We start from the raw sequence: 12785 nt of genomic DNA, 5'->3' as shown, positions 1-12785 counted from the left end.
CTCTGCGCCCCAGGTACGTGGCATACGTTACTTGTGCTTGATGACCCAAAAAAGTTCATGGCGCCGAATGGCCTTGCGGAAAAATTCGTTCTCGCCCCAGGGCGAGACCGCCCGTGCAGCCAATACGCGTTGAATCAGCCGCCGCACCCGCCGCTTGAACGGCATCCTTGGTTGCAGGTCATGCATCATGCCAAGCGACATCGCCTTGTCACACTGGCGCTGCGCGGATAACGACAGGCAATAAGGTCGCAAAGTGTACGTTGGATCAAAGCAGGGTGGCAAAGCGACACTGGCCCCTGAATCCCCCATCGGCCAGCGGTCATTGTCATGCAGGTGGTTGGCGTAGCCGAGTAATGTGTCCGGCTGCCATGCCAGCCCCTGCAAGGCCTCCAGCACGGCTTGCTGGGCGCAGATATGATCGGGGTGCGGATCGAGCACCGGATGAGGCAGCACGATGACCTCAGGCCGCGCCTTCAGCAGCAGCGCCCGCAGGTCCGCCACCAGGTTGTTCCAGGTCGGTAAGCCATCGGCGTCCGCAGGCAACGGGAACGGATTGAACTGGCGAAATAGGCGGATATCACTCAAATCGGCTTCTCGGGAAGCCACTGCGCGGTCAGGCTCAGCCTTCATCGCCGCCAGTTGCAGGCAGAAATACCCCAACTGCACGCAATTTTCCTGTGCCACCCCGGCCCAGCGCGGCACGGCAATACTGTCCCAGGCTCGCAAACGCCCTTTGAGCCGTGCGGCGTCAGGCTTGCTCAGGCCCATTTGCTGGTAATGCCCGGCTTCGATCTCGCCGGCCGTCAACGTCACAATCCACGGCTGCGTGGCCTGGCTGTACAGGCCAAAAGCCGCAAGCTCGGCATCATCGGCATGGGGCGCAATGACCATGATGCGTTGCCGGCACACATCGGGCTGACGGAATACAGACAGCACCGGCGCGCCCAACACGCGACAGAAGCGACCGCGCAACACAAGCCGCCCCTCGATCAAGGCTTGCGTCTGGCCGGTGAGGTTCAGGTAGCGCAGCCCATCGACGCCGCGCTCGAAGACCTGACGATCGCCCCCGGGCAATTCAATACAGGGGTCGATAAAGCGGCCCAACCAACCACTCTTGAGGCGCAGCGCCAGGACCAGCGTCTCATCGCCCGACAGCTCCAGCGCCTGGCCCAGCACCAGCCGGCCATTTTCCAAGCTGACTGGCGGCTGCTCATCCGGCGACTCGAACTGATACTGATAGTCGTCGCTGGGCGAGTAAAACAGGTGGTCGGCAAACCAGGCTTCATGGGCCACCCACCCCACGACCGCCAACAGCAGCGGCAACCACCAGGCCACCATCACACCGATGCAGACCAACAGCAGCAAGCCGACCAACAGGCTTATGCGTTTATTACGACGATGGCGCTTGAGCAGCGCCTGTTTACGGCTCGCGGACTCACTCATACGCTGAATACCGGCACGGGGTTGCACCAACGGTCCTTGTATTCGCGGTCGGCACGCCCAAAGGAAAAACGCAGCGGCTTGCCGAGTTCGCGCGCCTGTTCCCAGGCGCTTTGGGTGTTGAGGAAGCTCAACACGCTACCCGGGCTGAACGCGCGAGTTTGCGGGTCAACACCGCCGTTGACGTATTCCACGCTGATCCACTCGGGCGACTCGACCCGGTACACCAACTGAACGGCAATGGGCGCCTCGTTGAGGAAGATCACCGAGCCGATCAGCCATTCACGCAGCAGCTCGATCACCTCGGCCATGCGCTCGGCGCCCGTGGCGACAAAGCCCCAGCGACGCAGGAACAAATCGCAGTAGATCGCCGCCAGCTCCCGACTGGAAAACTCACTCACCGGTCGCACCACTCCCCCGGCCTCCTCCAGCAGGCGCAGTTCGCGGCGCTGGTTGTAGCGAAACTTCTTCGACAGCTCTTCCGGGGTTCGCGCCATGGCCAACTGCTCGGCCTGCAACTTGAGACCGCTGAAACGGCCTTCGTTCAAGGTCGACAGGTAACGTGCGCGATGACGCAACGGCGCCTGGGCGTTAGCGGCGGCCGGCAGGATCAACTCGGCATTGCCCAGGTCAAACAGGCCTTTCTTGCCCTTTTGCTTGAGCACATCTTTGGACAACGCCAGGTCGCGCCCCCAGGTGGCGATACACGCCTGCAACTCACCGCCCTGTTCCCAGGCCAGGTAGCGCACCGGGATATCGGCCAACCCGGCCAGGCGTTCGATCACCTGCGGATGGGTGGCGACGCTGCCGCCAAAGCGTTGCCAGGCGTCGCTGTAGGCAGGTGCGTCGACGACGGACCAGCCGCGCTCGCGCCAACCTTGGAATCGATTGAGCATCAAGCCCCCGCAGTCAGTTCAATAACATGCGGCAGTTGCCAGAAGGTATCGCGTACCGCCTGATCCGAGAAATGCGTGCGCAGACGCTCCAGCATCATCTCGGCGCACTGCCGTCGCTGGTGGTGATCCATTGCCGCCAGGTGCCGCAGCCCCTGGGCGAGGTGTTCGGCGTCGCCGAAGGGAAACAGGATACCCACGCCTTCGACCACTTCCCGCGCACCGCCACACGCCGTGGCCAGCAACGGCACGCCGGCCGCCATGGCTTCGAGCAACACCATGCCGAACGGTTCGTGATCGGAACTCAGGGCAAACACATCGAACGCGCGAAAATAGCGGCGCGCATCCGGCACCTGGCCGAGGAACAGCACGTTGTCGGCAATACCCAGTTCGCGGGCCTGGCTTTTCAGGTCTTGCTCCAGCCGCCCGGTACCGAGGATCGCCAGGCGGCTTTGCGCCGGTAAGTGCGGCAGCGCCAGGGCAAAGCCCTTGAGCAGCGTGGCCTGGTCCTTGTCCGGGTGCAGGCGGCCGACATTGCCGACTACCCATTCGTCCGGCGACACGCCCAAGGCGTCGCGCGCCTCGTCCACAGGCACCTGAATGGCCTGCAACGCGTCGACATCAATGCGGTTATACAAGGTCTGGATACGCGCCGCAGGCCAGGCCGGCAGACAGCGGCGCATGTCGTCACGCACCGCGTCGGAAACCCCGAGCAGGCTCAGGCGCTTGCGGAAAAACCCGGCAAACAGCTTGCGGCTGCCACGCAGGTAATCCCCAAAGGCGTGATGCACACCGATCACCGGCAGCCGCGTACCGAGCAAGGCGATGTAGATCGGCTTGAAGCGATGCGCAATACAAAAACTGAAGTTGCGCGACGCAGCGATTTTGCGCAGCTCACGGATGGCGCCCAGCTTCAAACCACGAATGGCCTTGGAGCTGAACTCCATGAACAACACCTCATCGGACGCGCAACCGGCGGCCACTTGCGGGTCGGCGACCCCGGTGAGAAACACCGTGGTCACCTTGTAGCCTGTGCCTGCGAACAAACTGGCGTATTGCCGTGCGCAGTCCAGGAACGGCCCATCGTAACCGTGGCAAAACTGCAGGACGTGGCGGTCAGCCGAGCGCGTCATAAGGATCCACGCCGTCTTTGACGACCAGGATGTCTTCCATGATCAGGTATTGCAGGTCAGAGCCGAAGAACATGTCCAGCGCGTCTTTCGGCGAGCAGATCATCGCTTCGCCACGACGGTTGAGCGAGGTGTTCAGCGACACGCCGTTGCCGGTCAGTACTTCGAGCTCTTTCATCATGTCGTAGTAACGCGGGTTGTATTCGCGCTTGAGCACCTGGGCGCGGGAGGTGCCATCTTCATGGACCACTTCCGGCACACGGGCCTTCCATTCTTCGGCGACTTCAAAGGTGAAGGTCATGAACGGCGCCGGGTGATCGACCTTGATCATCTGCGGGGCGACGGTGTCGAGCATCGACGGGCAGAAAGGCCTCCAGCGCTCGCGGAACTTGATCTGGTGGTTGATGCGATCCGCTACGCCGGTCGCGCTCGGGCAACCGATGATCGAGCGACCGCCCAACGCGCGCGGGCCAAACTCCATGCGGCCCTGGAACCAGGCCACCGGGTTGCCGTCGACCATGATCTTGGCGATGCGCTGGGGCATATTCTCGATTTTGCGCCAGTTCGGCTTGCTCTCGTGCCTGGCGCACGCGGCGATCACATCTTCGTTGCTGTAGGACGGGCCGAGATAGACGTGTTCCATCTTCTCCACCGGCACACCACGGGCGTGGGACACGTAGGCGGCCGCACCGACAGCGGTGCCGGCATCGCCGGACGCCGGCTGCACGAACAGTTCCTTGACGTCGTCGCGGGCGATGATCTTCTGGTTCAGCTTGACGTTCAGCGCGCAGCCGCCGGCGAAGGCCAGTTTGCCGGTGTCCTTGAGGATGTCGCCCAGGTAGTGGTCGATCATCTGCAAGGCCAGCTTCTCGAACAGCGCTTGCATGCTCGCGGCGTAGTGGATGTAAGGCTCGTCGGCGATGTCGCCTTCGCGTTTCGGGCCCAGCCACTCGATCAGTTTTGGCGAAAAGTAGAAACCCTTGCCCTTCTCTTTATAGCGGCGCAAGCCGATGACGTTGGCGTAGTCGGTGTTGATCACCAATTCGCCGTTTTCAAAGGAGGCCAGGCGCGAGAAATCGTATTTGCTGGCATCGCCGTACGGCGCCATGCCCATGACCTTGAACTCGCCGTCGAGCATCTCGAAACCGAGAAACTCGGTGATCGCGCCATACAGGCCACCGAGGGAATCAGGGTCGTAGAATTCCTTGATCTTGTGGATCTTGCCGTTCTCGCCGTAGCCGAAGAACGTGGTTGCGTACTCACCTTTACCGTCGATACCGAGGATCGCGGTTTTTTCCTGGAAACCCGAGCAGTGGTAGGCGCTGGAAGCGTGGGCCAGGTGGTGTTCAACCGGTTCGATCTTGATTTTCTTCGGATCGAAACCCAGTTGCTCCAGGCACCAGACGATCTTGTTGCGGTAGCGCTTGTAGCGACGGTTGCCCATCAGGATCGCGTCGAGCGCACGGTCAGGGGCGTACCAGTAACGCTTGGCGTAGTGCCAGCGCGCCTCGCCGAACAGGCTGATCGGGGCGAACGGAATGGCCACCACGTCAACGTCGCAAGGTTTGATGCCGGCCTGCTCCAGGCAGAACTTCGCCGACTCGTAGGGCATGCGGTTCTTTGCATGTTTGTCGCGCACGAAGCGCTCTTCTTCGGCGGCCGCGATCAGCTTGCCGTCGATATACAGGGCTGCGGAAGGATCATGGCTAAGGGCGCCGGACAGGCCAAGAATCGTCAATGCCACAGGGGTCTAGCCTCTTTTTGGTCAGCATGCAGGCGGGTTGCGCCTGAAAAAAGTGTGCATCCCGCCTGGGCGAGAAACAGCTAAAGGGCGGGATTATAGCGTAAAAGCGTTGAAAAGCAGTTAGCGACAAAGGGCTAGCGAAGCTCAATGCTGCCGTCGGCACTTTGCCGGTAGATCGTATAGGGCAGGATGAGCGTGTCCATGACACCCGAGAGGGGCACATCGATGAAAGCCCAGGGAACGCTATTCAATGTGAACCCCGCTCGCGAATTCGGCGGCCCATGCAATACACACAGGTTGTAGGCCACACCGCTGTAGATACGTGGGACAGACTCGCAATAGGTTTTTTTCGCCTTGAGCGCCTGGACGGTGACGGCGTCTTCGCGCAATGCCGTGGTCACCGTACCGCAGCCACTCACAACCAAGGATGCCCACCCCAATACCCATAACCCGACAATTTTAGTGCGCATGACCCGCTCTTCTTTTAATCAAAAGGGAGCGGAAATCTAGCACCACGAAACCCGTTGTTCAGAGCCTGGATGCGCCAATTGGCGTGGGAAACGTCCTGTTCCGCTTAACGGCCAGGGGCGTCGACCTCCCTGGGTAACCGCTGATCGATCAACTGATACAACGCACTCTCCCGCGGCCAGTTCCGCATGAACCGCGCGCGGTCCCGGGCAAACGCCGGCGCGAAGCTGGCGGCCGAGTGGTGCTGGCACATGGCATCGAGGTCGATCAGCGCCCAGCGGCCTTCATGCCAGAACAGGTTATGGCCCTTGAAGTCGCCATGGCTGATGCGCTCGCGGATCAGTTCGGCAAACAGGTGATCCAGCGCCAGCAATTCGTTTTCCGGCGCGTCGCCGTGTTCGACGTAGGGCGCGAAGCGCTCGATGATGTCCGGCCCCGGCAGGTATTCGGTGATCAGGTAAGCACGGCTGCGCAGCCAGAAAAAACGCTTTTCCAGCACGGCCAACGGCGTTGGCGTAGCGATGCCGAGAAACGCCAGGCGGTTGCCTTCGCGCCATGAATGCCAGGCGCGGCTCGGGCGCCAGAAGCGCTTGAGCCAATGAGCGAAGCCCTTGATGTTGTAGCGCTTGATCACCAGCGCGCGACCGTCCACTTCGACCTTGGCCACGCTGGCGGCGCCGCCGGTCTTGTACATGTGGCCGTTGTCGAGCAGCGCATCGGCCTGCTCCAGTACCGGCAGCATCGCAGGCTCTTCTTCACGCCGAATCGCGCGCAAGCCAAATGCGCCGCGAGCCACGCTGAACAGCGTGCATTCGCGGCCGACCTTGTTCAAAAAGTCCTTCAAGCGCCAGGCGCTGACCTTGCGCACCTGTTTCTCCAGCGCTTGCAGCGGCAACGCATGTTCGCCATTGCCGAGCAGGTAGTACACCAGCAACTCTTCGGTAAACGGCTCGAGGTTTTTGGGCAGCTGGGCGAAAAACACGCCGAGGTTTTCCAGCACTCGGTGACGCGACAGCGGCTTGCCCGCCTCTTCGACACGGATACCGGCACCGTCGATCAAGTACAGTTTGTCGCCCTGACGCAGCAGGTTGTCCAGGTGCAGATCTTCCTGCCACAAGCCTTGCGTGTGCATGTGCGCAATCGCACCCAACGCCTGGGCAAGCACGGCGGTTTGCTCGTCAGCCAATGGCGGCAGGCTTTCGACCGCGTGCCAGGCGTCGGCCAAGCTTTCGGCGCCTTCGATAAACTCGAACAGCAGCCAGCCCCCTTCGCCCTCCTGCAACCCATCGGCCAACAGCAAAGGCGTGGTCAGGCCTTGCTCGGCCAACAGGCGCACGCCGCTGAGTTCACGCTGAAAGTGCCGCGCAGCCTTGCTGCCCACCAACAACTTGGCCAGCACCGGGCGCCCGCGCCACACCGCTGCACCCACATAACGCTCGCCAGGCATTACGCGCAACAGGCTCAGCAGTTGCAGTTGGCCGGGGCCTGCGGCATCCGCCAGGTCGAGGGTCAGGGGCAGGCTCGGTGTGCGGCCGGCGTTTTTCAGCTCGGACAGGCGCATCAGCGGTTCTCCTTGTGGCTACGCCGCGTCGTCAGGCGTTGCAGCCAAGTGGCGACCAGCGCGCTGTCTTGCGGCTGGTCGGCATAGGCCGCCAGCAGTTGGCGCACCTGCGCATCCGACCACTGCGGCGCGCGGCGCAACAACGGCTCCAGGTCCTTGACCCGGTCACGCCAGCCGAACAACAGCGGGCGGGTTTTCTCCAGGTCGATCAACTGCGCGGCGTAACCGTCACCGGTGGCCTGCAGGAAAATATGCTTGGGATAGAAACAGCCGTGCACCTGACCGACGCCGTGCAACTGACGCGCAAGCTTGCCGCAGGCCAGCAGAATGGCGCGGTGCTGGGCCTCGCTCAGCGACGGCCATTGCTCGAGCAGCGAATCAAGGTCATTCCAGCCATCCAGGGCCCGGGTCAATAACATCGCGCGGTACTCACCCGCCACTTTTCGCTCGCCATAGAACGCCGCCTGCAACGCCGGGATACCCAGCGTGCGGTAACGGCTGATATTGCGAAACTCACGAGAGAAACTCGGCTCACCCAACGGCTTGCGAAGGCTGCGAGTGAGGTAATTGCTTTGGCGCTTGAGGTAATAAGCGTGGCCGTCGAGTTCCAGCCGAAATACGCTGCTCCAGCCGCCGCCACTGGTATTGGGCTCGTCAACCGCGTCCAACTGCTTGGCCCACAACGCGTCGAACGTCGCCAGGCCATTGCGCTCCAGCAAGGCACGGTCTTCAGCCGCCAGGAAATCACTCATTCGCGCCCCTCGAAAAACTTCACTACGTGGCGAATACGCCGCTTGTCAGACTCGGTCAGTCGCCGACACCCACGGTACTGCATGTAGAAACGCAAGCGCTGGGTAGCCGACAGGTGATATTTGGCCACCTTGTCCAGGCACGCCAGGTCTTTGGTAATGCGGTACTTAAGCCAGAAACCACGCCAGAAATCGCCGTTGGGGCAATCGATCAGGTACAGGGTCTGCTGGTCGTCGACCAACAGGTTGCGCCACTTCAAGTCGTTATGAGTGAAGCGGTGATCGTGCATCGTGCGCGTATATTCGGCGAGCTGGCGGCTGATCACGCTCACCCACTTGGGGTCGCGCAGGCGCGTATCTTTGCGATCGGCCAGGGCGGAGAGGTCTTCTGTTTTCGGCAATTCACGGGTGATCATCGCGCCGCGATCGTAGGCCAGGCCGTTGCGCTCCAAGCCCCAGGCCACCACGTCGGCGGTGGGAATGCCCCACTTGGCGAAGCGTTTGAGGTTCTGCCATTCGGACTTGACCCGCGGCTTGCCCAGGTAGCGACGCAAGCCCTTGCCGGCGCCGACGTAGCGCTTGACGTAGTAATTGACTCCGTCACGCTGCACCCGGATCACTTCCGACAACGGGTCGCGTGTTAGCCGCTCGCCCTGCAGCGCGAACACCGCTTCGAGGCTTCCAAAGTCGTCCGCCAGGGCGGCATAGGCAGGTTCCAGGTTCCAACCCGCCATCAGAGCGCATCCCCGTATCGCTGCTTACGCGCGTAGAGCTTGTCGGCCTTGCCCTGCAGCCACTGCAGCAACGCGGCCTCTTCGGCGAGGATCTGGCGCAGCGGCTGCTGGAAGTAACCCTTGAGGAAGCGCAGTTTGTCGCGGCGCGTCAGGCCGATGTCCAGCGCCGAGAAGTACAGCGCGGCCAGGTCCTTGTCACGCCAGCGATGGCTGATCTTGTCGCGAGTCTGGGCGCGGTGCAGGTCGATCACCGAGAGCCTGAAGTGATCGGCGGTCACCGGCGTGTCGGTGTGCAGCAGGAAGTGGCAGATGTAACAGTCACGGTGGTTGACCCCACCGCGATGCATCATGCCGGTCATGCGCGCCACTTCGGCGATCAGCGCGCGCTTGAGACGCGGCTCGGGCGGCTGCTTGAGCCAATCGATGCTGAAGTCTTCCAGGCTGACGGTGGGCGCCAGCTCCTCGGTGATGATGAACGAGTGCTGGTCGGCCGGGTTGCTGCCGCGCTCGCCGTAGGCCACGGCGGTCATGGTCGGCACGCCCAGTTGCTGCAAGCGCTGGATCGCCAGCCATTCCTGGCCCGCGCCCAGCACCGGAAGCTTGGCGGTGACCAGGTTCTTGACGATCTCGCCCCAGCCGATGCCGCGGTGGATCTTCACGAAATAGCCACGGCCATCGACCACCGTGCGCAGGGTGCGACGCGCTTCAAGCTCACGGTAGACCTCGCCTTCCAGCGCCTCGACGGCGACGAACGCATCACGCCCGGCCCAGAGGGTCTTGAACGGTTCGGCAAGCATCAACTTCATCGTTTTGGCTCCGCCAGGATCACATCCGCCGCGTGCTGCGGCATGCTGTAGAGGTCGGCCGTCTCGGCGAAGGCCAACCCGTTGCGGCCCCAGGCCGCGCGCTGTGCAGAATCACTCAACATGCGCGTCAGGTAGCCGTTGAGCTGGGTTTGTTCGAAGGGCTCATCCAGCACCAGGCCGCTGTCGGCCTCACTGATGTAGTGGGCATAACCACACACCGCCGAGACCAGCACCGGCAACCCGGCCACCAGGGCTTCGAGCAAGACGGTGCCGGTGTTTTCGTTGTACGCCGGGTGGATCAACAGGTCGGCGCCCAGCAGGAAACGCGGGATATCGCTGCGCCCCTTGAGGAACTGCACGTTATCGCCCAAGCCCAACGTGGCGCTCTGCAATTGGAATACTTTGGGGTCGTCCTGGCCAATTACAAACAGGCGCGTACGTTTCTTCAATTGCGCCGGCAACGCAGCCACGGCTTTGAGGCTGCGGTCGACCCCCTTGGTCTTGAAGCCCGAGCCGATCTGCACCAGCAGCAGGTCGTCATCCGCCAGGTTGAATTCCTTACGGAAACCTTCGCGAATGTGCGCCGCATCCGGCGGCGCGCGACGGTCCTGGGCGATACCCGGCGGCAGCAGGTGGAAGCGTTCCAGCGGGGTGTCGTAATGCTTGATGAACAGCGGCTGCTGCACCTCGGAAATCATCAGGACTTCGGTCTTGGCGTCTTTGGCGAACACCGCGCGTTCGTAGTCGGCAAAGTGTTTGTAGCGGCCAAAATAGCGGTACAGCGAATGGCGCAGGTTTTGCGCCTTGTCTTCAAAGCAGCCATCGGCGGCGTAGTACACGTCGAGGCCGGGCATTTTGTTGAAGCCGATCAGTCGATCCACCGGGCGCTTGGCCAGGTCGGCCGCCATCCAGGCGCTGAGTTTCTCGTTGCGCCGATGGTTGAAGAACGCCTTGACCGGCGCCACCAGCACTTCGAAGCCGGGTGGAATGTCGCCTTCCCAGATCAGCGTATACACACGAATCTGATGGCCGCGCTGCTGGCACTCCAGGGCGATGCGCATGAAGTCCCGCTGCAGGCCGCCGAACGGGAAATACTTGTACAGAACAAACGCCAGTTGCATCAGTGCAGCTCCTCAGCCAATAACAACGTGCTCAGTCGGCTGGCCACACGCTCAGGGTTCAAGCGCGTAAAGCACAGGGGCGACTCGCGCTTGATGTCGAACCGACGCAGGTCGTCGGCCGTCGGTTGATAGGTACATAGCTTTTGCAGGCAGGGCGCGCACGGCCAGTCGCTGGCCAAGTGAATCTGGCCCTTGCCATAGGCGCCGGTGAGGCCGGGGTTGGTGGGGCCGAACAAAGAAATGGTCGGCACATCCAGTGCGGCGGCCAAATGGCCGAGGCCAGTGTCCACCGCCACACAGGCGCGGGCGCCGGCCAGCACGCGGGCCACCCCGGCCAGGTTCAACTTGGGCAGTACTTCGGCGTTGCCCAGGCCTTGGGCCAGGCGTTCGGCGCGGGCCTTTTCGGCGGCGTTGCCCCATGGCAGCTTCACGTCCACGCCCAGGCGCCCCATGCGTTCGGCAAGCTCACGCCAGTAGGCTTCGGGCCAGTGCTTGGTGTCCCAGGTGGTGCCGTGCAACAGCAGCACAAACGGCTTTTTCGGCGGCAGGCCGAGCAGTTTGTCGACGCTCAAGCCGTAGTCGCCCAAGCCTTTGGGCAAGTCATAACCCAGCGCTACGGCGAACAACTGGCGCAAACGCTCCACCGCATGCTGCCCACGGGCCACCGCCAGGCGTCGCGAGTAGAAGCGCGCGGCGAGCGGTTCACGGGCGGAGCTTTTGTCGAAACCGGCCACCGGCGCACGCACATAACGGGTCAGCCAGGCGCTCTTGAGCAGGCCTTGGGCGTCGATCACCAGGTCGTATTTGGTCGACTGGACTTGCTGCTTGAAGCGCCGCCATTCACCGCTCTTGATGGTTTGCCAGAGGTTCTTGCGCCAGCGGCGAATCGCCACCTTGATAACCTTGTCTACCGCCGGGTGCCAGGTGGGGATCTCGGCAAAGCCCTCTTCCACCACCCAATCGAATTGAATGCCGGGGATCGCCCGCGCCGCGTCGGTGAGTGCCGGCAACGCATGGATCACGTCGCCCAGGGATGAGGTCTTGATTACCAGTACCCGCAACTCAATTAACCTCGACCACTGTGCCCTGCAACCGCTGCAAGGCATCGTTTACCGGCTGCGGCAGCAACTGGCGCATGCAGTTGTAATGGCCGAAACGGCAGGTCCGATCAAAACACGGGCTGCAATCCAGGCCCAGGCGCACCACTTCGACCTTGTCGGCCAACGGCGGGGTGAACCCTGGCGAGGTGGAGCCGTACACCGCCACCAACGGGCGATTCAGCGCCGCGGCCACGTGCATCAGGCCGGAGTCGTTGGACACCACCGAATCCGCGCAGGACAGCAGGTCAATCGCCTCGGCCAGCGACGTGTCGCCACTGAGGTTCACCGCCTCCTCGCGCAGGCCCGGTATCAAGCGCTGGCGGATATCTTCACCCACCGGATGATCTTTTTCGAGCCGAACAACCACACCTGCCAGCCTTCGCGAATCTTCGTCTCGGCGACTTTGGCGTAGTGCTCCGCCGGCCAGCGCTTGGACTCGCCAAACTCAGCGCCCGGGCACAGCGCCAATACCGGGCGATCCAGGCTCAGGCCGAACTTGGCCAGCGCCGCGTCGCGGGTGACCGGGTCGATCCGCAGGCGCGGGCGCGGGTACGGCTTGGGCAACTCGGCACCCGGCGCATAGGCCAGGGCCATGAAGCGCTCGATCATCAGCGGGTAGCGCGCTTTATCGAGCGTGCGCACGTCGTTGAGCAGCACGTAGCGGAACTCGCCGCGCCAACCGGTGCGCTTGGGGATGCCGGCAAAATACGGCACCAGCGCCGATTTCAGCGAGTTGGGCAGCAGGATGGCCTGGTCATACCGGCCGGCCAGGGATTTGCCGATGCGACGGCGCGTGGCCAGTTCCAGGGCGCCGTGGCCGAGCGGAAAGCTCAAGGCCTCGCGCACTTGCGGCATGCGCTCAAGGATCGGCCGGCTCCACTCGGGGGCGAGCACGTCGATCTGGCAGCCTGGATGGCGCTGGCGCAGGCACTCGAACAGTGTCTGTGCCATCACCATGTCACCGACCCAACTGGGCCCAACGATCAGAATATTCATGTAGTTTCCACAAACGATGCGGGGAGGCTTATGCCTCCCCGCC

At 62.6% G+C, this 12785-nt stretch carries 11 protein-coding genes and 1 pseudogene; all 12 read right to left on the bottom strand.

Features of this window, described 5'->3' with window-relative positions; translation table 11 throughout:
* Positions 1–27: 27 nt before the first annotated feature.
* Entirely contained in the window at positions 28–1443 is a 1416-nt protein-coding gene (locus tag AB4O25_RS21025) for a PIG-L deacetylase family protein (RefSeq protein WP_065879460.1), read from the bottom strand.
* Positions 1440–2336: an antimicrobial resistance protein Mig-14 gene (locus AB4O25_RS21020; protein WP_017526465.1), complete on the bottom strand. Its 897-nt coding sequence runs from the start codon at positions 2334–2336 to the stop codon at positions 1440–1442. The genes AB4O25_RS21025 and AB4O25_RS21020 overlap by 4 nt, the downstream gene beginning before the upstream one ends.
* Entirely contained in the window at positions 2336–3466 is a 1131-nt protein-coding gene (locus AB4O25_RS21015) for a glycosyltransferase (RefSeq protein ID WP_116078998.1), read from the bottom strand. Before AB4O25_RS21015 ends, AB4O25_RS21020 begins: the two co-directional genes overlap by 1 nt.
* Positions 3450–5207 carry a carbamoyltransferase family protein gene (locus AB4O25_RS21010; protein WP_116078996.1) on the bottom strand — a complete coding sequence of 586 codons (1758 nt, stop codon included), beginning with the start codon at positions 5205–5207 and terminating at the stop codon, positions 3450–3452. Before AB4O25_RS21010 ends, AB4O25_RS21015 begins: the two co-directional genes overlap by 17 nt.
* A gap of 134 nt (positions 5208–5341) precedes the next feature.
* Positions 5342–5677 carry a YceK/YidQ family lipoprotein gene (locus AB4O25_RS21005; RefSeq protein ID WP_065879462.1) on the bottom strand — a complete coding sequence of 112 codons (336 nt, stop codon included), beginning with the start codon at positions 5675–5677 and terminating at the stop codon, positions 5342–5344.
* Between the two features lie 104 nt (positions 5678–5781).
* On the bottom strand, positions 5782–7236 hold the full coding sequence (locus AB4O25_RS21000; RefSeq protein WP_460149947.1) for a lipopolysaccharide kinase InaA family protein: 1455 nt from the start codon (positions 7234–7236) through the stop codon (positions 5782–5784).
* Positions 7236–7988 (bottom strand): lipopolysaccharide kinase InaA family protein, encoded by a 753-nt coding sequence (locus AB4O25_RS20995; RefSeq protein ID WP_017526470.1) that lies wholly within the window; start codon positions 7986–7988, stop codon positions 7236–7238. Before AB4O25_RS20995 ends, AB4O25_RS21000 begins: the two co-directional genes overlap by 1 nt.
* Positions 7985–8719 carry a lipopolysaccharide kinase InaA family protein gene (locus AB4O25_RS20990; protein ID WP_017526471.1) on the bottom strand — a complete coding sequence of 245 codons (735 nt, stop codon included), beginning with the start codon at positions 8717–8719 and terminating at the stop codon, positions 7985–7987. The genes AB4O25_RS20995 and AB4O25_RS20990 overlap by 4 nt, the downstream gene beginning before the upstream one ends.
* Entirely contained in the window at positions 8719–9525 is an 807-nt protein-coding gene (gene rfaP, locus AB4O25_RS20985) for a lipopolysaccharide core heptose(I) kinase RfaP (protein WP_137220162.1), read from the bottom strand. Before rfaP ends, AB4O25_RS20990 begins: the two co-directional genes overlap by 1 nt.
* Positions 9522–10646, bottom strand: a complete 1125-nt coding sequence (locus AB4O25_RS20980; RefSeq protein WP_017526473.1) for a glycosyltransferase family 4 protein — start codon at positions 10644–10646, stop codon at positions 9522–9524. The genes rfaP and AB4O25_RS20980 overlap by 4 nt, the downstream gene beginning before the upstream one ends.
* Positions 10646–11707 carry a lipopolysaccharide heptosyltransferase I gene (gene waaC / locus AB4O25_RS20975; RefSeq protein ID WP_017526474.1) on the bottom strand — a complete coding sequence of 354 codons (1062 nt, stop codon included), beginning with the start codon at positions 11705–11707 and terminating at the stop codon, positions 10646–10648. Before waaC ends, AB4O25_RS20980 begins: the two co-directional genes overlap by 1 nt.
* A gap of 1 nt (position 11708) precedes the next feature.
* Positions 11709–12742: pseudogene (gene waaF / locus AB4O25_RS20970) on the bottom strand (lipopolysaccharide heptosyltransferase II).
* Between the last annotated feature and the right edge of the window lie 43 nt (positions 12743–12785).

Source organism: Pseudomonas sp. S3_A03, assembly GCF_054668275.1.
Note: the sequence above shows the minus strand (reverse complement) of the source record. Positions and strands in the feature narration are given on the sequence as shown.

What these genes read in the sequence shown, in the direction of transcription:
- AB4O25_RS20995 (WP_017526470.1), bottom strand. Translation starts at nt 7,988, where the DNA reads ATGAGTGATTTCCTGGCGGCTGAAGACCGTGCCTTGCTGGAGCGCAAT.
- AB4O25_RS21025 (WP_065879460.1), bottom strand. Translation starts at nt 1,443, where the DNA reads ATGAGTGAGTCCGCGAGCCGTAAACAGGCGCTGCTCAAGCGCCATCGT.
- AB4O25_RS21015 (WP_116078998.1), bottom strand. Translation starts at nt 3,466, where the DNA reads ATGACGCGCTCGGCTGACCGCCACGTCCTGCAGTTTTGCCACGGTTAC.
- AB4O25_RS20990 (WP_017526471.1), bottom strand. Translation starts at nt 8,719, where the DNA reads ATGGCGGGTTGGAACCTGGAACCTGCCTATGCCGCCCTGGCGGACGAC.
- rfaP (WP_137220162.1), bottom strand. Translation starts at nt 9,525, where the DNA reads ATGAAGTTGATGCTTGCCGAACCGTTCAAGACCCTCTGGGCCGGGCGT.
- AB4O25_RS21005 (WP_065879462.1), bottom strand. Translation starts at nt 5,677, where the DNA reads ATGCGCACTAAAATTGTCGGGTTATGGGTATTGGGGTGGGCATCCTTG.
- AB4O25_RS21000 (WP_460149947.1), bottom strand. Translation starts at nt 7,236, where the DNA reads ATGCGCCTGTCCGAGCTGAAAAACGCCGGCCGCACACCGAGCCTGCCC.
- AB4O25_RS21020 (WP_017526465.1), bottom strand. Translation starts at nt 2,336, where the DNA reads ATGCTCAATCGATTCCAAGGTTGGCGCGAGCGCGGCTGGTCCGTCGTC.
- AB4O25_RS20980 (WP_017526473.1), bottom strand. Translation starts at nt 10,646, where the DNA reads ATGCAACTGGCGTTTGTTCTGTACAAGTATTTCCCGTTCGGCGGCCTG.